The organism is Arenibacter certesii DSM 19833, from assembly GCF_000429545.1.
Classification (GTDB): domain Bacteria; phylum Bacteroidota; class Bacteroidia; order Flavobacteriales; family Flavobacteriaceae; genus Arenibacter; species Arenibacter certesii.
The window spans coordinates 98763-124062 of record NZ_AUCB01000006.1 but is presented as its reverse complement, the minus strand read 5'-3'; the positions used below and the strand labels follow the sequence as shown (position 1 = coordinate 124062).

Here is a 25300-nt window from a genome sequence, read left to right as displayed (position 1 = left end):
CGTGAAACCTGTTTACGAGGTGGCACAGGTATTGGAAGGCAACAGGGAACAGCTCGCCGGCATTTGTGCCAATAGTTGGCAACTAAGAACCCTGCACGCCTTGCGCAAATGCCGCACTGCTTCCCTGGGAGGCCATATTGACCGCTGTAACAATTCTTCCTGCCATAGGCTCCACCTTAGTTACAATAGTTGTCGGAACCGCCATTGTCCCAAGTGCCAGGGGCATAAAAGAGAGGAATGGATCAGGGCAAGGGAAGCGGAACTGTTGAACGTGACCTATTTCCATGTGGTCTTCACCCTCCCATCGGAACTTAACAGGATATGCCTCCATAATCCCAAAGCCATTTATAATCTGCTGTTCGGGACAGCCTGGCAGGTGATCAAAGGCTTTTCATCCAATCCCAAGTTCTTGGGAGCCCATCCTGGAATGATTGCTATCCTGCACACCTGGGGCCAGAACCTGTCTTTACACCCACACTTACACTGCATTGTACCTGGAGGTGGTATCACAATGTCTGGCAAATGGAAATCCGCTAGGAACAAAGGAAAGTATTTGTTTCCTGTAAAGGCAATGAGCAAGGTTTTTAGAGCTCGTTTTGTAGCATCCCTACGCAAGGAATTTCCACCACAACCCACGGCCTTCTACGAAAACCTGTTCAAGCACAATTGGGTAATTTATTGCAAACGTCCATTTTTAGGTCCAGAACAAGTAGTAGAATATCTTGGCCGCTATACCCACAAGATTGCCATCAGTAACCACCGTATAAAGAGCCTAGATAATAATAACGTCACTTTTACCGTCAAGGATTACCGGCATGGGGGAAGGAAATCCTTACTGCGATTAACCGATGCCGAATTCATACGCAGGTTTTCCCTGCACATCCTGCCCAAGGGATTCGTGCGCATACGCCATTATGGAATCCTGAGCAGTTCCAAGAAAAGGGAGTTGCTCCCTCTACTGCAACAGGTCCTGGGCAGACCAGTGAACCATGAACGACCGCCCTTGAAACATCGTCGATGTCCTTACTGCCTGATCGGGATTATGGTGACCATAGCGGTATTCGATAGCCGTGGCCCGCCCAAAGCATGGTCCGACAAATTGAAAAAAAATGGCTCCAGTACAACGCCCCAAAAAGCGTAAGGGGATGCCCATGGCCAAGATCAAGATAACAGGCAAGATAAGATCGTCCTAGACAGGGAAAAGGGTGCAGAAATATCATAAAGAAACCTGAGCGGACAAGGGAAAGTGATTTTTAATAACTTTATGGCCCCGACAGGACTTCGATGTTCATCTATAAAACTCATTTAAACCATAGCAATCCCCATAGTAAGGCGCAACCGGACCCGGTTCAGTCAACAAGGTCTTCATGTTTGGCCGTACCGACCACACGAAGACTTAGTTATTGTGCATAGTTTTTATTTCAGGATTAATGGTGTTAATTCAGATTTTAATTTGTCATAATCTGCTTGTGTTATTACTCCTAAATCCAATAATTCTTTCGCTTCTTTTAATTTTGAAATAGCTTGTTCTTTATTAAGCTTTATTTTAGGATTTTTAATTTCGCCAAGTTCCAGAGCTGTGTCGTAATCAATTAAGACAGGAATTAGTCCATATCCTTTAAAATGCGCATACATTTTATATCCGCTTTTTTTAGTTCCGTATGTTTTTAGTTTGTCAACGATTACTTTTTTGTCAGATAAAGTATTTGATACTCTCTGGCCACCTTGAGAAATGTATGTAAATCCTAAATCAGATGTAGGAATTCCAATTGTCAAAGTATCTCCTACTTTTAATGTATCTCCAGTTTTCGTTAGATAAATTTCGTATTCTGATTTATCGGTCAATTTTCCGTATTCTGCTGTTTGGGAATAAGTAATTGAAAAGATAAAAAATATTAATAAATTAAGTATTTTCATATTTTGGTCAAATTATGCACAACGTTTATGTATAAGGATAGTTGCGGGTTTGTATGCGAGGAATTTCCGAAGGAAATTCAGACGTTACAAACACGCAACGACCTTTGATTAATCAGTAAACCGCAATTATTTTTATACGGTGTTACCAACTGGCTTTTTCTAATATTTTATTCAATTCTGTTTCTTTTTGAGTTCCGATTAGAAATTTTTTTCCATTCTGAAGCTCAATTGCCAAACCTTTGTTTCCTTTCGTATTATATACAGTTCCATATTTTGTCCAAAGTCGGATTCCCCAACCTCCAACAAATCCATAATTCACGATTTTAGCGTTTTTTATTTCTTTCCAATTTACTTGCTTTTTAACGAAAGGGAAGAAGTTCATTCGTATTTCATTCTGGTCTATTTCAGTTTTCAGTCGCATAAACCAAAACATAGCTATTAAACCAAAAATAAGCACACAGAAAATTATAAGTCCGAAGTCGGACATTGGTTTATCTCCAAATTTTTCTCCGAGAATTAATTGCTTGTAAATTCCGAAAATAGGTAAAATTCCAATTCCGATTAAAATCAGCCAAAGCCACCATTGAGTAAATTTTTGTTCTTCTTTAAACTCGATTTTCATTTTGTGTTCGTTTTTTTTAGCTTGTTGGTAACGGTTCGGCTAAAGTTCGTTACTGTGATTCGTCCGCAGGACAATCCAGCCGAACTCAAAGTTAACTTTTTGCGCGCGATTTCCGTTTAGGAAAGCCGCAAGCAATGAACTTTAGCCGTTGTTACCAATCGTTTTTTATAACTCTAAGACTCCAGAAATTAATTCTTGATATTCTTGAGCCTTTCTGTCGAACCTGTTCTTAATAATAAACCATAAAGAAATTCCAAATATTAAGAATATTCCGCTAATTGCGTAGATAGAGGTGTTGTTAATTATTCCTGAAATCATTGCAATTAAAAGGCCTAAACCAAATATTATGTTTGTAAACACTACCAATACCATTAAAAAGTGCTGAGTAAATGAAATTTTTACGTCTGTCACATTTTCAATATCAGTTTTTAATAATTTTCCCTTAACGATCATATTATTACTAAATATCAAATACCAAGCATAGAGAATCCGTTTCCGAATTTTAAATGTTATTGAATTATTTATGCTCTCATCCATATTAAATACAAATCCGTTAGCAGGTCCAAGTGCGTCTTCTAATTTCGCACTAATCTCTCTAGGATTACTTTTTACCTTAAAATTCCATTCTTTCATAATATCTTTTTAAATGGTTGGCAACGTGTCAATATAGTAACAAGTTACTGTATTTATTAAATTTTCGGAATATAGTTAATAGTTTTTATATATTTTTATTAGGGGCACAACCAGAAGCCTATTCTTTATAATTCTGGCTGTCAAATTTATGATCTCCTTTAAAAAGGCTGTTCTAATTTCTTACCTCGTTGGTTACAACAACACCTCAAGTGCTTTATCCACAATTTCAGTATCCAGTTCTTTTAGGTAGGCCTGAGTAACACCTAAATTTTGGTGCCCCAAAGATTCACTGATTACATCCGTTGCAACCCCTTTTTGTTTAAGGCAATTGGCAAAACTATGTCGGGCAACATAACTGCTGACGTTTTTTGTAATATTACATAGTTTGGCTACTTCCTTAAGCTCCTTATTATAAATCCCTAACATTTTGTGTTTCCGATCGGCAAGTTGAGTGGGGGTATAGTCTTCGCGAAATAGTAAGGGAAATACATACTTGTTGCCATAGCCATGTACTCGATAATAATCCAATATTTTCTGAACAGGGGGCATTATGGCAATGGAGAAGTTACCCTTGGTCTTTGCTCTGGTGTAATAGATAACATTAGCTTCAACATCTTTCCATTCCAGGCACGTCATATCCGCAAAGTTCATCCCTCTGGTGTAGAAGCTAAAAACAAAATAATTCCTAGTATTCATTAAATGGGGATGGTCTGTCAAATCCAAATTGATGATGCGCATAATCTCTACAAAATCCAATGCACGTTTAAAACCTTTGCCTCTTAACCTCGATATTTTGTAGGTCTTAAAAGGATACAGGCTTTCCTTGATTACACCACGCGCTATAGCTTTATTGAACAAAGCCCTGATGGCACGCATTTTTACACCAACGCCACCGTCCGTGCCACCTCTAGATCTAAGGAAGGCATCATATTTACTTAAGAAAGCATGGTTTACCTCCCTAAATTTGAGCTTTCTTGATTTATAAAATATTTGAACGGAAGTTTTTGTGTCCTTATAGGATTTAGCGTTTCCGATTCGTCCGGCAAAAGTCATTTCTTCAATAATCTCATCAAAGAAGGTAAAGACATCATTAGTTACAGGATTGAATGTAATTCTATATCGCTTATCAAAATCTTGTAAAGTATAATCAGGATTCTCTATTTCCAGTTCTGTAACAATTTTATATGCTCTGTCCTTAAATTTTATGAGCAGTCTATTATTTTGTACATAATTGGAATTTCGCTTATTAAATACTTCATTGACTGCTACCCATTCCTCATCTTTTGCTGTGTAAGGAGTCTTATAATATTTACATTGCCTATTTTTGGTTATACGGAGATAGACAGGATGGCCATTTACATCTGATTTCTTCTTCTTTACAACAATCTTAAGAGTAGCCATGATTACTGTTTTAGGTCAAACATTTTGGTGCTATTAATCGATAACTTCCTTACTGCCTTTAAGTTATTGATTGGAATTAGGTCAAACATAGGTCAAACAAATGGGCTATTAAATGTAAATATTGTATTGCTAAATACAAAACAAATATTCATAAAATATTGATAACCAAGCAATAAGCAAGCTGATGGCACTACATGAAACCACTGCTTTTGAGGCTGTTAATCAGAGGGTCTTTGGTTCCAGTGTTAAGAGATGTGGAATAAGTGAAAAGCCATCAGAAACGATGGCATTTTTGTGTCTAAAATTTTGAAACTGCGCTCAATCCAAACCTAGGGATCATTTGAATACCTTATAGAGAAACGACTATAATACCCACTACCTGCTAGTTCTAAACACTTCTATTAATTTCGCTTGGACTCCAAAAATCCTTGAGTAGATGTATTAGTTACTAATTAAATAAATCAAAACGTACAGAAATACTCAGGATTAGACTCTTTTAATATCATCTTAAGGCGAATTTTGCTAAAGCTAAATTTAAAAGCATCCTCTTTAAAGGTAACCTCGTCAATAATAAAAAACACGTCGACTATACCATTGTTTCCATCACTTATTTTAGCAGCAGAACAACCAGAGAAAAAAGAAATAGGACCTTCCCCACCTTGGTCCTGAGCGACGTAAAGTAGTAATCCTCCAAATCCATTATTGACGGTGTATTTAAACTTTGCTGTTGCTGTAGCCAATGTATTTTCCTGTTTGGCAAAATCTTCAAAGCCCTCTAACATAAGGCTGTACTGAAATGGTTCTGAGAATTGAACAATATCTCCCGGTTCCATTGTGAAAAATTGGTTAAGTGATACCTTCTTGATGGTTACCTTTTCCTCAACGGAATCTTTTTCACAGCTGAACAGCATTATGGTGAAGAGTAACAGTAATAATGGTTTAAAGTAAAATACTATATTTTGGTTTTTCATCAATTCAACCCTATATATGTTGCAATACATTATTTTACGTCTATAATGTTAATAAGACTAGATAAATCACCATAATCATGTAAGGGAATAAGGGTTGTTTTACCTGTTTTTACTGAATGTTTCAATAGTGCATAAAATTCTTTTGTAGCTACTAGGGCCACGTGTTGTTTTCTTTTAATATCATAATATGATTTGCCGAAAACATTTATTAACGAAATATCTATATCCAAAGGTAATCGTTCATAGGTCTCTAAACTTGGATTAAATATTATAGGATAGGCTGCTTGAATTACATTAGTATCGGCGCGTCGTATGAATCCAAATAATTCGTTCTCTTCTGTATTATGGGATAATAGAATTGGTGGTGCAATTGTGTTGGGTATGTTCATAGTTCTGAGATTCTTGTCTATAATGTTCAAAACTTGAAACTGGAATCCTTCTGGATTTGCTTTTGAAAAAGATGAAATGTATAAGTTAGAATCAACCAATGTTGTAGATTGCATAACTTGTAAGTCCTCAATTTCACCGTAATTGGTTACTTCAAAGGTTTCGATGTTTATCTCAATTAATCGATATATCCCATGAGCCGCTTCTATATTATCTTTAACTACGCCTATTAACGTCTGTCCGTCTTCATACCAATCCAGAGATATGACTCCGGCAGAAGGTCCATAGACTGCCTCGGGGAGTTCTATTGGGATTCTTTTGGAGGAGGCTTCATCACGATTCTTTATATATAAAAATCCTTGTATGGGACCATAGATTTGTTCGTAAAACCACCAAGTATTTGTAGAGGTGGTGAGCGTATTGAAAATCGTATTAAATACTACACCACTAATTTTGTTGGATTGCGTTACTTTACCACTTTCGGCGCCAATTTCAAAAAGTTGACCATCGTTCCGTAAGGCGATGAATTTATGCGTATCCACTATTTGCTGGGGTTCTTCATTACGAATTTCATTACCATCCGAGGAGCAAGAGGTATTTAAAACGAAGGCCAATAAACCAGTGAAAAATAATTTAGCATACGTTGTATTCATAATCGCCATTGGATTTATCCAGTATCAAAAGTAGTGTATTAATTGATTTAAAAATCAAAAAAAAAGCAGGGAACTTAACCCTGCTTTTTTTAAATTACATGCTTTATAAAATAGGCTTTTTTACTCGATAATCGAGATTTAAATGCTCCGAGGCTTGCCTCGAAATCAATACGTTTTTTTTCTTTTAATGCCTTGTGGGCTTGCCCCGAGGTAGTTTACTAAAGCCTTTTCAACTACAGTCTAGATATTTTTTCGCTTTAACTAGTTTACTTAACAATAATAGACATATCTACCCTGCGGGCATGTTGTTCTGAGGACGTTTTGTCTTCTCCTCTGAATGCAGTTATTACGCGACTGGCATCTATTCTATTATTTAAAAATGCTTGTTTAACTGCTTCTGCTCTTCGCATAGAGAGTAATTTATTATAACTGGACTTACCTGTTGGACTTGCCCATCCCTCTAACATTAATTTTGCCTCTGGGTTATTTATTAAAGTCTGAGTCAAATCTTGAATGAACGGAATATAGTCGGCATTTAATGTTTCCGAGTTATTATCAAAATATACCTGTTGTTTAAAATAAGATTTATCTACTTCGGGCTCTTTAATTTCTACGGGTTTATCAACCTCTTTAGAAATTGTCATTTTTGTTTCTAGACTATCTAATTGACGCCTTATATCTTTAAGTCCTCCAATAACGGTATTTAGGCTGTCTGAAAGGAAATCATCTTTCCTAGCCGTAGCATCTAGAGCCTTGGTACTCATTAAAGAATCAATTTTGGCTTTTAGTTCATTAATTTCACGCAGATCGCGATTGCTGCGAGGAATTATGGTGGTTAAATCTCTATCATTCTGCGGATAGGGTGCACTAACAATAGGACTAGCGCCGGTACTGCCAGGCATAATAAGGGTAGATCTATCGCTGCCCATCATAGGTGTTCTATTAGAATTACTACCGATATCATTAATTCTTTGGTTTAAATAACGCAATTCCATTAAGATTTGCTGATTTGATATGTCATTGAATCTGGGCTCCATTTCCGGACGCCATTGGTATTCTGATGGTGCTTTATATTTTAACCTAAGTTCTGCTAAGTCCTGTTTTTCGGACTTTCTTTTCCGCTCTTGATTTTGCACACGCCTAGCTTCTGCTATAGTGTTTAAAAAAGAGTTGAGTTCAGTTTTCGTCATCACAATAGCACTATTATCACTAGTCCTTTCGCTTTGAGCGAAAAGACTAGCTGACAATAAAGTACTTATTGAGATTAGTATTATGTTTAATTTATTCATTGAGTTAAAATTTAACATCTTTGATTAAAATTCAAATTTATACCCCACAGATATTCTATGTATATCTATAAAGTTGTGAGCTGTATAATCTGCAAAAATCTTACCTCCTGCTAAATTAAATGAGGTACCTAGTACTAAATTTGGACTAAATGTGCTTTCTCCTGCAACATCATTATAACCAAAACCTAATCCTGCATATGGCTGTAGAATAATTCCGGAATCTACATTGAAGGGAAATACCACATTTGCGTTCACTCCAAATCCGGTATTTTTCCCTGGTGCTAGATATAAGTCTGGCATAAATTTAAGAGGAGAATTGGTAAAGGCATAATTACCTCTAATACCAATTGTCATTGATACATCGTCTGCAATAGCAGCTCCGGTAAATAGTGACATCCCTTCATTTAAAACCCATCCAGTAGCTACGCCTTTATTTTTACTTTCTGATGTAACCACTGTGTTTCCAGAGTCGTCGGTAATTATTCTCTGCTGAGGTTGCTGGTTTAATTGGGGTGCAGGAACTGCTGTTTGCTGACCTGGAGATATAATTACAGTTCTATCTTGTGGTTGACGCTGTTGGTTTATATCACCAAAAGAATTAATTTTATCGGTGTTTCTATCAATTTTTATATCTAATTCATTTAGCTTTTTCAAGATTTCTTGAGACGCATCTAGTTGGCGCGCAGCGGGAAGATCTTCTTTATAACTGCCTGTATTTATTTGTAACAGTAAGCGCTCTAAACGATCCATTCTATCTTCAATGGTTTGAGGTCTACTAGATTCTTCATCTACCCCTTTTATAACTTTCTCTATTAAATCTTCCAATTCTTTAGGAGTCATTTTTATCTTAGACTCTTCTACTTCGGAAGTGGAACTCGAAATAGGTTCTTGACGAACTTTATCTTTCTTTTGCTCAATTTCTTTCTTTTGCTCTAAATCTTTTTTCTCTTCAATAATCTCAACCGCTTTTTTGGTGTCATTATTTTTGTAGGCTTCAGAAAGCTCAGTTTCTAGTTCATCAATTCTAGCTTGGTATTCTTGAGTTCTATCCTCTACTCGTTGGTCTAGTTCACTTTGAAATATGTCATCCGTATCATTGGCTTTTTTACCAAGTTGGAAACGTACACCTACAGAGAACATGGTATGTTCTTTTAACTCGTCAGGATCAATAGTATTTTCTAAGTCATTGTTTTCTCTTTCTGAAGTAAACAATAGATTAGCATCTCCAAATACCTCTAAATTTCTTCCTAAAGGAACATTTAACCCTACACCGCCTTTGGCAAAAAATCCTGAGGAGGCACCAGTTAATCCATCTTTACCAATATATTGGTTATCATACACATTAAGGTAACCACCTCCTACTGTAAGGTAGGGCACCAAGCCACGAGAAACGTTCAATTTAGCGATTAAATCACCACCATACATTGCCATTTTATCCCAGTCAAAAGATATTTCCTCGTCCTTGGTGGACTGGTAGTAGAAGCCCCTAATTCCGATATATTGATTTAAATCAAATCCAACTTTACCTCCTAAAAAGTAGGAGTCTGCCAAATTAGTATCATTATCAAAATTAACAAAGGCTCCACCCGGCTCAACTATAAGTTTAAATCCGCCTAATCCTCCAGAAAACTTATTGTAGTAGGCTCTATCTAAAGGACTAAATTCTTCAGGACTACGACCTCCTAGGTATAATTGTAAACCTGCTAAAACAGACCAATTGTACATACGGGTATTTTCATTGTCTCCTAACCATCCTTCTATATCACTTTGGTCTTGACCTTCTTGATACAGTACTGAGGAGGGGTCCATATTAAATATGGTATTTTTTGCTTCTAGATTTAGGAATAATCTATTACCCAGTTTAATTTGTGTCCCCAATCCTAGGTTGGCATAAATTTGCTCCGATTCTAAATCGGATTCTGGTGCACCTATCTCGGCAACATCTACAGTAAGTTTCTGTACACCTGCACCTAACGTAAGGTAAGGCACAAAAGTACCTCGAGTTGGAATGTTGGCTTTAAACTCACCACCAATCCTTTCTACTTTAACATCTCGAGAATTAAAATTATTTATAAAATCTTCTGAGAAAGTACCCAAACCATCAACAGTATTTTTTAGATCGTTAGATACCTCATATACTCCCCTTAACTCCATAGCTTCTCCAAATCCGAAACCTAACCTTCCACCAAGCATTAAACCATCTTCAATTGCCGTATTCTTATCAAACCAGTTATAGCTAGCCGTAGGTTGTAGCGTTACTGTGATGTCCTTCATTTGAGCGTGCGTATGAGTACTAACTCCTATTCCTAGGAAAGCCAAGGCGCAAATAGTAGTAATTTTCTTCATAATAGTAATATTTTAGACGAAATTTAGCGGTTCTATTTAATTTTGATTAACTCAAACAATGCAATGTTTGCCTATAAACAATTAATGTCAGTTTTAGGCGTTTAAATAATGAAAAATTACTGTTTAGAATGGTTATTCTAAGTAACCACCTTTTATAATTGATTATAGAACTTTAGAAAGTAAACTTTTTAACTCCAGAATATTTGAGAAACGAGTTTAGCTTTTATCAGTGTTTAGTGTAAACACTTGCGGCGTAATTCTTTAATTGCCCTCATTAAGGAGTTATTTTAAATCATTTTTTTAGAATACTTCCTTCTTGCATTATTACAAACATATATAAGTATATGTAAGTTGTATATGATTTAAATCAGTTTGGGCCTTTTTATTTTCCGATACGTTTATTTGATCTATTAGGGTTAAAAAGTCTGCTGTATATTACAGTCGCTGTTTTAATGTAATTAATACTACATTACATTCGCCAATTAGAGTGTCTATATTTAAGCAGGACGTATTATTGTAGTTATGAGTATTACTCCCATTCTTTTACCTGCTCATTATGGTGAACCAATTAGTGTATCAGATCGTTTTAGTACGACCCTTATCACCCTGGTTGCCAGAATCTTCTACTTTTGTAATAGTAGATGCTACGAATTCTATGGAAACTCCATTTAAGAAATATAAAATCTACTTAGAAATAATAGCAAAAAGCATTTTTGAGCCTAAATCTATAAAGCATGAAATATTTTGATGTTGCCATAATAGGAAGTGGTCCTTCTGGAGCCTCAACTGCATATCATCTTGCTAAAGCTGGTATTTCCACTGTAATCATAGAAAAAGAAACATTGCCCCGTTACAAAACATGTGGAGGAGGTTTGGTATTTAGAGGACGTAATAGTTTGCCTTTTAACATAAATGAAGTTGTGGAAAAAGAATTTCGGACTGTAGATATCTATTTAGGAGAGAAATTACATTTTACTACGCATAGAGAAAAACCTACCATTACTATGGTAATGAGGGACTCTTTTGATAGCCAGATTACAGAGAAAGCGAAAGAAGTTGGGGCAACTTTGTTAGAGAATCATAAATTAGAATCTTTGGTGTTTAAAGACAACCTAATACGTTTAATAACCTCGCAAGAAACAATAACTTCAAAATTTATAATCGCTGCGGATGGCGCTTTGAGTCCCACCGCTAAAATGGCCGGATGGTTAGAGGATAGTAGAAAATTAATCCCCGCTTTAGAATATGAGGTAGAAATTTCTGATGAAGATTTTGTACGACTTTCCAACGATGTTCGTTTTGATATAGATGTTATTCCTTATGGTTATGCCTGGTGTTTTCCTAAAAAGAAACATCTTTCAATTGGTGTTACCTCTACAAGGAGAAGTAAAATAAATTTGAAGGAATACTATCATAAGTATTTGGAAACATTGGGTATTGCTCGCGTTGTCAATGAGTCGCAACACGGTTTTCAAATTCCTGTTTCTCCACGGTCCGATGGTTTTGTTAGAAACAATGTGTTCTTAATTGGCGATGCTGCTGGCCTTGCAGATCCTATTACTGCGGAAGGAATCTCTAATGCAATTTACAGCGGACAATTAGCTGCCGAAGCAATCATAGAAGCAGGTAAGGAACCGGAGTTAGCAGCAGCTTTATATGAAGCAAAACTAGAAGCTAGATTAATTCCAGAACTTAAAACCGCGCTCTGGCTTTCTAAATGGTTTTACGAACACAAGACGATTAGAAATCTGTTCTTAAAAAAGTACGGACAACGCGTTGTTGAGGAAATGGTAACTATTTTTCACGGTGAAAGAACGTATCCAACAGACATTAAGCAAAAGCTTAAGAATAAAATTAAAGAAATGGTCTTTTAAAACCTGAAGGGCTTATTTTTAGAAAGCACTATGTTCTCATTGGTATTCCTGATGCTTTATATCTTTACTGATAGTGGGTAACGGAAAATTGCGAATTAGACTACTACTGGGTAAAGGAAAAATTAACCTAGATTTATTCTGAAGACATTATTATCCAGCCTCCTTCTATAGGTCCTTAAAACAGTAGAAATTGCTGAGAAGGGTATCTCATTTACTGGAAATTTATTAAGTAATCTATTCGTGAAGAATTTGATTTTTTTAGGGATAATACCTACTCAAAATCGTGTATCATTTTGATTTTAGAAACTTCATAGGATATTTATTTTGAGTCTTTAATTGCACAATTCATATTTATTGGATAGACAAGGCTGAAAATTGTAGTTGGCTAAAATATCATACTCTATTATATAAGGTCCAGGTCCAGGTCCAGGTCCAGGTCCAGGTGTTTTTCAATAAAATCTCAATTTTATAAGTTGTAACTTGTTCATTGGCAAGGGTACATATAATATTTAAACCGATAAATAATGAATGGATTTTCGTATTGGGTAATATTGAATTTGGTGTTATTATTGGGTTCCTGCAAAGCAATTAAAAATGAAATTACGGAGCGTGACAAACCGGTGATGCAAATTAGCCTTGCACGCATAGATGCCATGCCCAATTTGCCCAAACCTTATAAAATAATGGACTTTAAGACGTTGGCTAAGGATTTTGACTCCCTTGCCTTTGATCCATCTCAGACTGGAGAATATTGGCCTTTAGTCTGGGAGGACGATTCCAAAAAGAACTTTGATCAAAAAACGTTTGGGATGTATACCGCAATGGGTGATATCCGGCAAGGGGAAAGCCATCATGAGGGAATTTTTCACGAATCGCTCTCGACCATGGGAACCGTTCTCGGCGCCAGTTTGGTGGGAATCGACAAATCCCAGCAAGAGGGTGAAAATTATGTGGGTATGTTGAAAAACTATTTCAATACCGAGACCAATTGGAACATTATGATGAATAATACCAGTCCTGAAGTTGCCATGTTAGGTGGTGGCTACGCCCGTGACTGGTGGTACGATGTATATCCTAATGTACTGTTTTATGCAATTGCAGACCATTATCCTAATGAACCAGATTATGAAAGTCTACAACGGACTATTGCTGATAAATTCTATGCGGCCGATTCCATACTAGCAGGTAATTATGCCTATTCTTTCTTTGATTATTCTACAATGGAGCCTAAGGAGAGCTGGATTTGCACCCAAGAAGATGTAGCAGCCGGACATGCCTATGTGCTTTATTCCGCTTATAAAAAGTTTGTTGATCCAAAATATTTGAGGGGGACTAAATCTGCTATAGAAGCACTTCTGAACCAGAAAGAAAATCGGTTCTATGAAATTTTAATGCCTTTCGGAGCCTATGTATCTGCGCGATTAAATGCCGAGCAAGGGACCGATTATGATACTAAAAAAATAATGGAATGGACCTTTGATGGCACTTCGGTATGTAGAGAAGGTTGGGGTGTATTGATCGGTAATTGGAACGGGTACGACGTCTCTGGCCTAGTAGGCAGCACAGTAGATCATGGCGGATTTGCCTTTCTAATGAATACGTATGACACCATGTGGCCATTGGTGCCTATGGTGCGGTACGACCCGCGTTATGCTAATGCAGTGGGGAAATGGATGTTGAATGCAAGCAACGCAATTAAATTTTTCTATCCTTATGAAATGCCCGACGATCATCAGACTATACCAGAGCGAAAAGACCATACTAAGGGGGTTATAGCTTATGAGGGTTTAATAAAAGAGGCTCATTTTGAGGAATATCAGCATATACCGGCTCCAGTGGCAATTGGGGATGGTCCACATTGGATAGAGGGAAACCCCGATGTTTCTCAGTTTAGTGTTTACGGTAGCGGACATGTTGGTATTGCAGCTGCCATTATAGAAAAAACAGATGTACCCGAAATTTTAAAATTGAACTGTTTGGCAACCGATTTTTATAGCGATATGGCTTATCCTACTTTTTTGATATACAATCCACATCCAGAACAAAAAGTTATAAGCTATATATGCGAAACCTTGGGAAAAGTAGACCTATACGATGCAATCTCCCATCAAATAGTAGCTAAAAACGTGACTAGAACCTCTAAAATAGAAATACCTAGTATGGCATCTCGCCTTATAGTTGAGATACCTGCTAATTCTACCATAATCCGTAAAGATGGTAAATACTATGCAAACCATATCGTGATTGCCTATAAATAGGTCGCAGGTAGGTGTTGTGAATTGAATTTATGGCAAGGTACAAGGAATCTTAAAATGTTCAAGATTCTTTAGAATATTCTTAACCTATCCAATATCAATATTATGCTTTAAGAGGTCCTCTTTAATATATTCCTTATAGAATTCCATTGCCAGTTTAGCTTCCTCAGTAGCGGCTTTGTTATGGCTAATGGTTATGTAAACCAAAACATAGTAAAGGTCGGTAGAGGTGCTACTTATGGAGCTCGTTTCTGTTTTTAAACTTTTATGGACTTTTGAGGTACCTAAAGTAACTAACTCATAGTTCGATTTCTTTAATTCAGGGAAGGTGTTAATTATTTCACTATGGATTTCTTCTCTATTAATAGCGTTAATGATAGGATGAATTTTTTTATAATTGGAATCCACGTTCGCCGATGTACAATTAATTTAAATTGTTTCAGAAATGGTAGAGGCGAAGGGGTTGCCGCAACTGGTGATGAGAAAAAGAATTAGAACCGGTAGATAAAGGTGGTTTTTCATGGTCTGATTATATTGTGCTTTTTCGCCATTTAGCCATAACAGTAGCGTAATTGATGAGTTCTGTTTGAATTTAACAGATTAAGTTAAGGAAATACAAGAACGCTCAATATTTTTTTTTACCTTTTTAAAAGTCTAAATGATTTTTTAAGCATTTTACTTAAACCACTGTGCCTAATCGGAAGCGTTAAACTGATATCCAATCCCTATAAAAAAACGTACCCTATCTGTGCTATTTACCCAAGATATATCAAAATTGATAGGTCCTAAAATGGAGTTATAGGAGAAAGTGGTTCCGGCCGACATTAAAATACTTGGCTCAGTGGAGTCTGGCCAGCTTCCCTTGGGAATAAAGGCATCTTCTAGATATTCATTAAACCTGCCAAACCCTACGGAAGCCATATCTATATGGGGTGTAATGTAAACCTTGTTTAATGCATTTACCTGCAGCCCCAGTTTGAATTTTGCAAATTGCGTTACACTTAATTCCCCCTGATGTAAACCAGGAAAAACAAAGTTGTCGTTTCCAGGATTATAGCTATTTCCTCCTAAAAAATATTTGGAGTTAAGACCTAATTCGGAAAAAGATAGGTCATCACCCGATTGAGCATCTTCAAAAATAAAATGCCCAGATAATCCCAAAATACCTACCGATCTATGATTTAAACGGAATCGTTTTTCATAATCAAGCCCTATCCTTGTATATTCATTAGTGGAGCCATTAACGTCTTTAACGGTCGGATCCGAGGAGATTACTTCTAGGTTATTATGAAGAGACCTACCCAAATACCCTTTTAAAATAGCGCCCTGTTTGGCAAAATGCACATCATTCATACTGTTATAGCGGTAATGGGCATACAGTTCGGTATCATTATTCCTGTACTTACTAATTTGGAGTACATTGTCTTTTAGCTCAGAATCTATAGTGGGTCTTAGGCGAGTATTATGGAATTTAAGTCCTAGGCCAACATAACTTCGCAATGAACTTAAATTTCGATTAAATTGATTGTCGAAATTAAAGTAACGGTATCGGATATCATCAGCATATTTTCCACCAACAAATACTTTCTGTCTTAATTTCTGTCCAAAGGCTTCCGTACGCCACCACCAGTCGCGATCATGACCAAAGTTTTTTTGGTGCTGAACCCTAAATTTAGGCTGATCAGCAATGTCAATGGTAACAAGGGAGCGGGAAGCATTACCAATAATATTCCTACCAGTATAATTTGCAATTACGCCTACCCCATTGTCCCCATCATAGTGTAAAGATCCCTTTACCTGGTGTTGTGACCTTTCAATACCATTTAAATGTAATTGTAATTTATCCCCATATATGATGGGATTATAGGTTATTTGGCTAAAAATTGTAGTTCCCATTGCCCTATTAACACCATCCATTATATCTGTAATACTATAGGGTGTATTTGCTCTTATATTGGTCCTCGCCCTAACAAGGGCCAAGTTATTTTCGCTTATTCCATGATATGCAATAGTATCTAGGCTTAGTTGCTTCTCTATAACGGGAAGTTTATGGGGCCGTTGCTCGTAATTTTTTAAACGTTCGGAAAGAGCTATTAAGCTGTTTAGGTTCTGGTGTACGGCTATTTTTCCTTCTTCATATATAATATTGCTTCTTAAAAAATCTGCAGTAGAATAAGATAGGTTCGGGGTATGGTCAATCAAGATATCACAAAGTTCCCTGTTTTGCGGATTCTTTAGGTTGCTAGTCATCATCCCTGCCTGAAACATAAGTGAACTAAAACTATTTAGTTTTTCTTTAGTGGCCATTCCTCCTCCCACATCACTGCCGATAATAATATCTGCCCCCATATCCTTCGCAATATCAACCGGAAAATTGTTCATTAACCCCCCATCTACCAATAGGGTCTCCTTATACCGTACAGGGGAGAAAACTCCTGGGATAGACATACTGGCGCGCATAGCAAATCCTAAAGAACCCTTATCTAAGATTACTTCTCTACCATTAACAATGTCAGTTGCCACGGCCCGGTACGGAATAGCTAAATCATCAAAGTTGTCCATATTGTAAACGGGATAGGTGAAAGAAGAGATAAAATCCCTTAGATTTTGATCGTTCAATAAAAAGTTGCCCAATTTTAGATTGCCATCTGCCCAATTAAATTCTACGAGGTAACGTCTGAACTCAAATTTTTCTTCAGCACTTACATCCCCTAAAGACACGCCGCCGCCAATTAAGTCGTCCCACCTGGCGTTTTTGGCAATGGTAGCAATGCTATCGCCAGAATATCCCATGGCATAAAGAGCGCCCACTATACTCCCCATACTATTTCCCACAACTAAATCTGGTACAATATTAAGGGAGTCTAGCATTTGTAAGGTAGGTATATGTGCAATTCCTTTTGCACCACCACCACTTAAAACTAGGGCTACTTTAGGTTTCTTATCTTGGGATACACTAGTCTGAGGTGCTGCCCACAAGAAAAGTAAAAGTATAAATAGTAAATGTTTTTGGAGCGCTGTAAAGCAATACCCCAGATTTTTACCTTGGGATAGGTTACTTGGTTTAAAGAGCGTCTGTTTATACATTTTTATTTTCGTCTTTTCTTCTTCCTTAATGGAACGGTAGTTTAACTGTGTTAAAAGGATTTGCAATAATTGTTGTCAAAAATAATTTATTAAACTTAGATTTGAAATGATCAGGTTTGTTTAAAATACGGTTTTTTAAGGTAAAAGAGAGATGTGAACTGTATATGTTTATGGGCCGTGCTTAATTTCCTTTTGTTAAAAATTATAATGCTTCTTAGATAAATGCATAAATGGCTTACAATTAGATGATTGCATGTATTTAGAAGCGCTTTTTAACTGCGATGAACATAGATTTAATAGCCTATATGCACACCCCTTCTTGCCGTTAAGAACTTATAGAAATATGCGAAATATCTTGGGAGGCCCTATTCTTATTGTTAAATTGGGGATTTTAAATTTTTAAACGAAAAAGAAAAAAATATTTGATGTTCAAAAAAAGACTTTTCCCCACATTACTACTCTCTTTAATTACTACAGTTCTTATGGCCCAAGACCGAGGCGGATCGGTCGGTAAAATGATGGTTGATATAATGCTTACCAATCCATCCAAGGAGATTAACAACGGAATAGCGGAGGTAAATGTTAAGGGAGGGAAAGCACCTTATCAGTATAAATGGAGTAATCCCCAGACGGCATTGGACGAAAATAGAGCCACAGGATTAATAGAAGGTATGGCGCATTCTGTTATGGTCACGGACGCAGAAGGAAATTCGATTTCTAAAACATTTAAACTTCGCGCAGAATCCATAACGGAGGTATTCAATAGCAATGTGCAACCGGCTGTTGATTATTTGGGTGCCATTTTATTTTGGGATCCTTTTGCAGCATTGGGAGTGTATGATCCAGTGGTCTATAATGATAAAAGTGCCGTAGCAGTCACTTTAGAGGAAGCGATAAATCAAAATTATAAGTTGGTAAGCTGGTTGGTCCACGAAGGCGATCAGGTTGTTAAAGGTCAAAAATTGGCAATTTTGAAAGGAGACAACACCAAAGAATTGCTGTTGTACGCTACAGCAGATGGAGTTGTAGAACAGGTAATAGAAGTAGGGACCCTTATTTCTGATATTAGGGATGGACTTTCCATAAGCCCTATTAATTTGGCCAACATTGTTTATGATTCGCCTAAGCCATTATTGTATCCTAATGGTGATACAAGAACCAGTACAATTCCTTTTATTGTTATCTGGTTAATACTAGGAAGTATCTTCTTTACCTTCAGACTAAAGTTCGTTAATATAAGAGGGTTTCTACATTCCATAGATTTGGCAAAAGGAAAATATGATGATCCCAATGCACCGGGTACCATTACGCATTTTCAGGCAATGGCCACGGCTACATCAGCCACAGTGGGCTTAGGGAATATTGCAGGGGTAGCCGTGGCCATCTCACTTGGAGGAGCAGGCGCTACTTTCTGGATGTTTACAGCCGGATTCTTTGCCATGTCTTTAAAGTTTGCAGAATGTACTTTGGGGGTGAAATATCGCTTTATTGATAAAGAAGGTCGAATTTTTGGCGGACCTATGAATTATCTGCGATATGGACTGGAAAAACGAAACTTAAAAAAGCTAGGGAAATTTCTAGCAGCACTTTTTGCGGTGTTGGGTATTGGAGCTTCTTTTGGGGGTGGCAATATGTTGCAATCCAACCAGGCATTTAAAATAGTTTCCGAACAACTGCCTTTTTTACAAGAACATGGATTTTGGTTTGGTGTTGCGTTTGCCCTACTAGTAGGAGCAGTTATAATTGGTGGAATAAAGAGTATTGCTAAATTTACAGGAAAAGTAGTTCCTTTTATGGCTATTCTTTATGTTTTGGGTTGTTTAGTAGTAATAGGAACCAATATAGAGAATATGGGTTGGGCAGTTCGCTCAATCATTGATGGTGCCTTTTCTGCCCAAGCGATGAAAGGTGGTTTTATAGGAGTATTGATTATAGGATTACAACGAGCTGCTTTTTCTAGTGAAGCAGGGGTTGGATCCGCAGCAATTGCCCATAGTGCCTCAAAAACCAACCATCCCATTGCAGACGGATTTACCTCCTTGGTAGAGCCTTTTATAGATACCATGTTGGTGTGTACAATGACGGCTTTAGTATTAATTTTTACGGGGAAACATGAAGTACACGGCTTGGGTGGAGTAGAGCTAACTTCTGATGCTTTTGGAAGCGTGGTTTCTTGGTTTCCAATGGTCTTGGCGATTGCCGTTTTACTGTTTGCATTCTCTACTATGGTTTCTTGGTCTTATTATGGAATGCGTTCTTGGAGCTACCTGTTTGGGCGTAGTAAAAAACTGGAAATGGTATATAAGGTATTGTATTTGTTGTTTATAGTTTTGGGAGCTTCTGTGAGTCTCGGAGCAGTACTGAGCTTTGCAGATATGATGATTTTAGCCATGTCATTCCCCAATATAATAGGACTTTATATTCTGGCGCCAGAGATAAGTGCGGACATGAAGGTATATTGGGAGAAATTGAAACAAGGAAAACTTTATATCAATCCAAAATTCCGAAAAGATGTAGAGGTGCCTAATTAAGGAATACAAAGTAGTATTTCATTTTCTATTGATGTAATAAACGTCCCGTTGGTATATGACACTAGATACCCATTCCATTGTCCTATAAAACTAAATGCATTTATAACTTATAGTAGAAGTGGGCTTTAATTATTGATTATTCCACTCTCTACGGATCTCTTCGGATAATGCTTCGTAGCGTTGCCTTAATTCCGAGGAAATTGTTTTGGTGTGTTTATGAAGTTTTTTTAATTGAAGGGAGAAATAAATACTGAATAATCCAGCAAAAAGAAAACTAAGGCCTACTAACAGTACAACACTCATGCCTGCAAATAACGGATTCCAAATTAAGATAAAAGAGAATATAGCTCCTAGGATACCTAATCCTAAGAGAGCTCCCCAATTCGTACTTCCGTATTCTTTGATGTCCAGAGCCAAGCTGATTGCCGCAATGGAACGGAACAGGATTATAAACCCTACATAGAAAGCTAGGGTGCTTACGGAAAGAGCCGGATTTATGAGTAGCAGGATACCAACAATAAAAGTTATAATGCCAAAGCCTAATGTCCACCCCCAATTATCCAATTGATCCCTATTTATTAAGGAGAAAATTATTTCAGAAATTCCTCCAAACAGAAATGACATTGCAAATAAAATAGCCAATGTTAGGAGTGAGCTTAGTGGTGCGGTAAAAGCAACAATACTAATGATAACAAATAACACTCCTACAAGAAGTGGAATATACCAGTTTTTAATTGCTTTTTTAATCGATTTAAGAAATAGTGTATCCATATTGTGTTGATTTATATAGTATTATCATTTTTTTTAGTTCATACCCTATAGAAAAGGCGTCAAATAACGTTTTCAGTAAATAACATCTTCGCAGAAGTTGATTTAATTAATAAAAACAGCCTGTAATTTGATGGACCGGAACTTAATAGGATCTGCTATTGTGTTATGTGGTCAGCTAAATTCTATACCTTTAACAAATATAGTTTTTAGTTCGTAACTAAACGAACTAAATAGGGTAAAGTTTTGTTAATCTTCGTAATGATTTTATTTATCCTTGGTTGTATATTAGCAAAATTTCAGCGTCTTTAGGGTGTTCAGTTATTATAATGCTTAGCCCATAGGTAGGCCTAACTTCTAAGAGAGATTTTATCGCTAGCCGCTTATTTTAAGTAAACTACATTTATGAAACGACTTTTTTCTAATCTACTATTCAAGGTCTTTTTAGGCATAGTACTAGGAATTGTATTCGGACTTGTTTTGCCTGAGTCTATTAGCAGGATTTTTGCAACTTTTAATGCTTTTTTCGGTCAATTTTTAAATTTTTCCATCCCCTTAATTATTATGGGGCTTATTATGCCGGCCATTTCCGATCTGGGTAGGGGAGCAGGAAAGCTACTTTTATTGACCGCTGCCATAGCCTATGGTTCCACTCTTTTTTCAGGCTTTATGACCTACTTTGCGGCTGCAGGAATTTTTCCAACATTGTTGGAATCACATGTCGCCGATGCCGCCAGTATTACAGAAACGGGAAAGGAACTCATGCCTTATTTTAGTATTACTATACCGCCAGCTTTGGATGTTATGACGGCTTTGGTATTTGCATTTGTAATTGGTCTTGGCCTATCTTATCAAGAAAAATCAACCTTGGGCGCTGTGGTCAAGGATTTTCAGGTAATCATTATGCAGTTGATAGTAAAGGTAATTGTTCCCCTTTTACCTTTATATATCCTAGGAATCTTTGCCGGGATGGCCTTTAATGGAAAGGTATATTCTGTTCTGTCGGTATTTGTAACAATTATTGGCGTCATTTTTGTCTTGCATATACTTTTACTAGCCATCCAATACGTTATTGCTGGCTTACTCACTAAAAAGAATCCCATAAGATTATTGGTGACTATGTTACCTGCCTATTTCACAGCTCTGGGTACGCAATCTTCAGCTGCTACAATTCCAGTTACCTTAGAACAGACACTAAAGAATGGGGTATCTGAAAAAATTGCAGGTTTTGTAATTCCTCTTTGTGCCACTATTCATCTCTCGGGTAGTATTATGAAAATTACTGCCTGTGCAATGGCTTTAATGATATTGCAGGGAATTCCGTTTACCTTCACCCTCTTTGCAGGCTTTATATTTATGTTAGGTATAGCTATGGTAGCTGCCCCAGGAGTACCTGGAGGTGCTATAATGGCTGCTATCGGCATTCTTCATTCTATGCTAGGTTTTAATGAAGAAATGCAGGGGCTTATGATAGCCTTGTATATCGCCATGGATAGTTTTGGAACCGCTTGTAATGTTACTGGAGACGGAGCCATTGCCTTGGTGGTTAATAAACTCACGAAAAAGGTTGGTAACTAGTTGGTTACTTTTTACTAAAGAGTAGGTTTTCGCTCCTCACGAACTATTACTTATTTAGTTTTAGGGTCAAACTCCAGCAATCTTAGTTCCTCCAGTTTTCGTAACTTTCAAAGCTATAGCTTATCAGTAATGTTATAGCCATACATAAGTGAAATATGAAAATTTTTATACTTATTGGTTTATTTGTCTATATTTTTACTCATCCTGCAATTGGACAGGTTCTCTTGCCACCCATTCAAAACTACCACATCTTTGAATATCAGGCTGACAGTAAAAACTGGGATCTAACCGTAGACCCAGAAGGTGAGTTGTATGTGGCTAATAATAATGGATTGCTCCATTTCAATGGAGAGCAATGGACTTTGTATAAACTTCCCAATAAAACCACCATTCGCTCTGTGGCATGGATCAAGAATAAGATCTATACCGGCTCCTATGAGGAGTTTGGGTTTTGGGAAAAAAACGTTTATGGCGGATTGGAATATACTTCCCTGACCCATCTTATTGAAGAACACGAATTTACCAGTGAGGAATTTTGGCAAATTTTGCCTTTTAAAGATGCTATAGTTTTCCGATCCTTTTCTGGAATCTATATCTACCGTGACGATGCAATCTCAATAGTTGAGCCCCATTTTGTGGTCAATCATATGGTGGTATGGGATGATGCTATATTTGTTGCAGGAGGACCAAGTGGTTTAAATTATGTTAAAGACAAGAAGTTGACTCCCGTAAACGGAACAGCCCTCCTAAATAGTAAAATAGTGGTAGATATGGTTCCTACGTCCAATGGCCTGTTGATTGGAACTAAACTACATGGAGCATTTTTGTTCAAGGATGAGGGATTAAAAGCGCTACCTGAAGAAATTAATAAGGAGCTGAAACAGCACCAATTAAACCGGATTCTTCCTTTAACCAATGAAAAGATCGCCTTTGGGACCATTAAAAACGGAATTTATTTTTATGACTGGGAGCAAAATACTTTTCTATGTCTTAATAGAGAGGTAGGATTGCAGAATAATACCGTGCTGGCATTACAACAGTATGGTGAAATGCTTTGGATAGGATTGGATAATGGAATCGACAGATTGCAAATGGAAAATCCGCTTACCTATTATACTGATTATACTGGGGCCGTTGGGACGGTGTATGACGTTGCCCTGCATAATGGGACTATATATTTGGGAAGCAATACGGGAATCCATTATTTTGAAGGGGATGTCCTGAGATTTGTGGAGGGCTCCCAAGGACATGTTTGGGACTTGGAAGTGGTAGAGGGAGACCTGTTCTGTGGTCATAATACAGGAACCTTTATTCTAGAAGATGGACGCCTAAATCTAATATCGGAAATATCTGGCGGTTACCAAGTGGTTAAGGTCCCAAGCTCTAAGTCCCTTTATCTGCAAGGAACTTATAACGGATTGGGAAGATATAGTAAGACCCAAGAAGGGCAATGGGCCGTAGAGGCGATCCAAGGAATAACTTTTCCAATAAAGTATCTAACTTTTGAAAGCCCCACTACACTCTGGGTAGCGCATCCTTATAAAGGCTTATATCGACTTACATTAAATGATGATTATAACGAAGTAGTAAATAAGCAGGAATTTGGATCTGCTGAAATCCCCAATAATTATAATGTAAAGCTCTACAATATAAAAAATCAGATTGTACTTTATAGTTCGGGAATTTGGTATAAGTATGATCCTATTCTGGCGGAAATACTAATTTTTGAGGAATTTCAAGAGTATAACAATAAGGACCTTGTTCATTTTGATGAAGATCACTATTGGTTTATAGACAATGAAGGGTCTAAAGAACTGCTAGTAACCGATCTTAAGGAGGATCGTTTTGTATTAGAAGATGCCCAATTGGGCCGCCGCTTGGTGCCAGAGGCGGAGAACGTGATAAAGCTTAATGATAGCATATACTTTTTCACCTTAAGCGACGGTTATAGTAATTTAAACTTGGCCAAACTCCGACGTCACCTGCAAAACTATGAACTCACCACACCTAAGTTCTTCCACTTTAAAGACGAGGAAAATATACATCCTTTAGAGAATGGAACTTTTATAATACCTTATAACCGATCCCATAATATATCATTAGAAATGGCCGCCTCAGAACTGGTTCGGCCAAGATATTATTATGAACTTAATGGGCCTTTGGTGCAAACGGGCAACCTTGAAAAAGGATCACTTTCCTTTCAAAATCTACCTTATGGGAAGTATACCCTAAAGGTATATACTGTGGGAATTAATAATGAACGTTCCCTGCCTCAAAGATTGCAGTTTGAGATTAAGCCCCCATGGTATTTTTCTACGGTTAGTTTTGTGATGTATGCATTGATGGGCCTTGTGGTAATTTTTGTTATCCGGGAGTACAACAGACGTAAGCTCGAAAGAAAACATGCTCTGTTAAAGAAAAATTTGGTGCGACAACAGGAAGAGCAATTGGCACAGCTTGAAAAGGAGAAATTGGCAAAGGAAGTACGGATGAAACAGAAGGAATTAACCAGTACTACTATGAGTATGGCCAGAAAAAATGAGCTCATTTTAGAGTTGAAGAATCTACTCTTGGTGAACAAAGCGAAATTTGATAATCAGCAACGCTACCGTTCATTTATGAAAAAACTTAACAGTGCTATTAGTGACGATGAAGATTGGAGGCAATTTGAAGTCAATTTCAAAGAATTGCACAATGATTTTTTTGAAATGTTATTGCATCGCTATCCTACTCTTACCCCAAAAGATCTGAAATTATGCGCTTATCTTAAAATGAACCTTGCTTCGAAAGAGATTGCACCGCTAATGGGGATTAGCACAAGGGGTGTGGAGATACATCGCTACCGTCTGCGTAAAAAACTGGAATTGGAGAGCGAACAGAACATTTCTAACTACCTAATCACTTTTAAGTAGGAAATAAGGGAGTTTGGGTAACAAGCCCTAGCTTATTTCTTACAAAAGAACACTACATCATTAGTACATCAATCTG

Annotated in this window: 17 protein-coding genes; 6 read left to right on the top strand and 11 right to left on the bottom strand. The window is 37.1% G+C overall.

Annotated features, from left to right (window positions below; genetic code table 11):
- Position 1: 1 nt before the first annotated feature.
- Entirely contained in the window at positions 2 to 1141 is a 1140-nt protein-coding gene (locus G466_RS0103430) for an IS91 family transposase (RefSeq protein WP_026812395.1), read from the top strand.
- Positions 1142 to 1416: 275 nt separating this feature from the next.
- On the opposite strand, the gene G466_RS0103425 is transcribed toward G466_RS0103430, so the two are convergent.
- The 8 genes from G466_RS0103425 to G466_RS23025 form a co-directional block, all read right to left on the bottom strand.
- Positions 1417 to 1917 carry a hypothetical protein gene (locus tag G466_RS0103425; protein WP_026812394.1) on the bottom strand — a complete coding sequence of 167 codons (501 nt, stop codon included), beginning with the start codon at positions 1915 to 1917 and terminating at the stop codon, positions 1417 to 1419.
- Between the two features lie 142 nt (positions 1918 to 2059).
- A complete protein-coding gene (locus G466_RS0103420; RefSeq protein WP_026812393.1) occupies positions 2060 to 2539 on the bottom strand; it encodes a phosphoethanolamine transferase domain-containing protein in 480 nt (159 codons plus the stop codon).
- Between the two features lie 165 nt (positions 2540 to 2704).
- On the bottom strand, positions 2705 to 3172 hold the full coding sequence (locus G466_RS0103415; RefSeq protein ID WP_026812392.1) for a hypothetical protein: 468 nt from the start codon (positions 3170 to 3172) through the stop codon (positions 2705 to 2707).
- Between the two features lie 192 nt (positions 3173 to 3364).
- A complete protein-coding gene (locus G466_RS0103410; RefSeq protein WP_026812391.1) occupies positions 3365 to 4573 on the bottom strand; it encodes a site-specific integrase in 1209 nt (402 codons plus the stop codon).
- A gap of 461 nt (positions 4574 to 5034) precedes the next feature.
- A complete protein-coding gene (locus G466_RS0103405) occupies positions 5035 to 5544 on the bottom strand; it encodes a hypothetical protein (RefSeq protein ID WP_157373796.1) in 510 nt (169 codons plus the stop codon).
- Positions 5545 to 5573: 29 nt separating this feature from the next.
- On the bottom strand, positions 5574 to 6584 hold the full coding sequence (locus tag G466_RS0103400) for a hypothetical protein (protein ID WP_026812389.1): 1011 nt from the start codon (positions 6582 to 6584) through the stop codon (positions 5574 to 5576).
- Positions 6585 to 6850: 266 nt separating this feature from the next.
- The gene (locus tag G466_RS0103395) at positions 6851 to 7873 is read right to left on the bottom strand and encodes an OmpA family protein (RefSeq protein WP_026812388.1); all 1023 of its coding nucleotides are present in this window, start codon (positions 7871 to 7873) and stop codon (positions 6851 to 6853) included.
- A 24-nt stretch (positions 7874 to 7897) separates the two neighbouring features.
- Positions 7898 to 10219, bottom strand: coding sequence for an outer membrane beta-barrel protein (locus tag G466_RS23025; RefSeq protein WP_026812387.1), 2322 nt, complete (start codon positions 10217 to 10219; stop codon positions 7898 to 7900).
- A gap of 734 nt (positions 10220 to 10953) precedes the next feature.
- Between G466_RS23025 and G466_RS0103380 the strand changes: the two genes are divergently transcribed.
- Positions 10954 to 12093, top strand: a complete 1140-nt coding sequence (locus G466_RS0103380) for a geranylgeranyl reductase family protein (RefSeq protein WP_026812385.1) — start codon at positions 10954 to 10956, stop codon at positions 12091 to 12093.
- A gap of 524 nt (positions 12094 to 12617) precedes the next feature.
- Positions 12618 to 14351 (top strand): hypothetical protein, encoded by a 1734-nt coding sequence (locus G466_RS0103375; protein WP_026812384.1) that lies wholly within the window; start codon positions 12618 to 12620, stop codon positions 14349 to 14351.
- Between the two features lie 84 nt (positions 14352 to 14435).
- On the opposite strand, the gene G466_RS0103370 is transcribed toward G466_RS0103375, so the two are convergent.
- The gene (locus tag G466_RS0103370) at positions 14436 to 14756 is read right to left on the bottom strand and encodes a hypothetical protein (protein ID WP_026812383.1); all 321 of its coding nucleotides are present in this window, start codon (positions 14754 to 14756) and stop codon (positions 14436 to 14438) included.
- Between the two features lie 285 nt (positions 14757 to 15041).
- Entirely contained in the window at positions 15042 to 17501 is a 2460-nt protein-coding gene (locus G466_RS0103365; protein WP_229797151.1) for a patatin-like phospholipase family protein, read from the bottom strand.
- A 359-nt stretch (positions 17502 to 17860) separates the two neighbouring features.
- On the opposite strand from G466_RS0103365, the gene G466_RS0103360 reads away from it, so the two are divergent.
- Complete coding sequence (locus G466_RS0103360; RefSeq protein ID WP_026812381.1) at positions 17861 to 19966, top strand: amino acid carrier protein; 2106 nt, start codon at positions 17861 to 17863, stop codon at positions 19964 to 19966.
- A 129-nt stretch (positions 19967 to 20095) separates the two neighbouring features.
- Here G466_RS0103360 and G466_RS0103355 read toward each other — a convergent pair whose 3' ends face one another.
- Entirely contained in the window at positions 20096 to 20737 is a 642-nt protein-coding gene (locus G466_RS0103355; protein WP_026812380.1) for an HdeD family acid-resistance protein, read from the bottom strand.
- Positions 20738 to 21139: 402 nt separating this feature from the next.
- Here G466_RS0103355 and G466_RS0103350 point away from each other — a divergent pair, with 402 nt between their 5' ends.
- Together G466_RS0103350 and G466_RS0103345 are read left to right on the top strand one after the other, a co-directional pair.
- Complete coding sequence (locus G466_RS0103350; protein WP_026812379.1) at positions 21140 to 22312, top strand: dicarboxylate/amino acid:cation symporter; 1173 nt, start codon at positions 21140 to 21142, stop codon at positions 22310 to 22312.
- Positions 22313 to 22467: 155 nt separating this feature from the next.
- A complete protein-coding gene (locus G466_RS0103345; RefSeq protein WP_026812378.1) occupies positions 22468 to 25224 on the top strand; it encodes a helix-turn-helix and ligand-binding sensor domain-containing protein in 2757 nt (918 codons plus the stop codon).
- The last annotated feature ends 76 nt before the right edge of the window (positions 25225 to 25300 follow it).

Excerpts from the sequence above, each read along its gene's own strand:
- G466_RS23025 (WP_026812387.1), bottom strand. The coding sequence starts at position 10,219 with ATGAAGAAAATTACTACTATTTGCGCCTTGGCTTTCCTAGGAATAGGA.
- G466_RS0103395 (WP_026812388.1), bottom strand. The coding sequence starts at position 7,873 with ATGAATAAATTAAACATAATACTAATCTCAATAAGTACTTTATTGTCA.
- G466_RS0103425 (WP_026812394.1), bottom strand. The coding sequence starts at position 1,917 with ATGAAAATACTTAATTTATTAATATTTTTTATCTTTTCAATTACTTAT.
- G466_RS0103400 (WP_026812389.1), bottom strand. The coding sequence starts at position 6,584 with ATGAATACAACGTATGCTAAATTATTTTTCACTGGTTTATTGGCCTTC.
- G466_RS0103375 (WP_026812384.1), top strand. The coding sequence starts at position 12,618 with ATGAATGGATTTTCGTATTGGGTAATATTGAATTTGGTGTTATTATTG.
- G466_RS0103415 (WP_026812392.1), bottom strand. The coding sequence starts at position 3,172 with ATGAAAGAATGGAATTTTAAGGTAAAAAGTAATCCTAGAGAGATTAGT.
- G466_RS0103350 (WP_026812379.1), top strand. The coding sequence starts at position 21,140 with ATGAAACGACTTTTTTCTAATCTACTATTCAAGGTCTTTTTAGGCATA.
- G466_RS0103345 (WP_026812378.1), top strand. The coding sequence starts at position 22,468 with ATGAAAATTTTTATACTTATTGGTTTATTTGTCTATATTTTTACTCAT.
- G466_RS0103380 (WP_026812385.1), top strand. The coding sequence starts at position 10,954 with ATGAAATATTTTGATGTTGCCATAATAGGAAGTGGTCCTTCTGGAGCC.
- G466_RS0103360 (WP_026812381.1), top strand. The coding sequence starts at position 17,861 with ATGTTCAAAAAAAGACTTTTCCCCACATTACTACTCTCTTTAATTACT.
- G466_RS0103355 (WP_026812380.1), bottom strand. The coding sequence starts at position 20,737 with ATGGATACACTATTTCTTAAATCGATTAAAAAAGCAATTAAAAACTGG.
- G466_RS0103420 (WP_026812393.1), bottom strand. The coding sequence starts at position 2,539 with ATGAAAATCGAGTTTAAAGAAGAACAAAAATTTACTCAATGGTGGCTT.
- G466_RS0103405 (WP_157373796.1), bottom strand. The coding sequence starts at position 5,544 with ATGAAAAACCAAAATATAGTATTTTACTTTAAACCATTATTACTGTTA.
- G466_RS0103410 (WP_026812391.1), bottom strand. The coding sequence starts at position 4,573 with ATGGCTACTCTTAAGATTGTTGTAAAGAAGAAGAAATCAGATGTAAAT.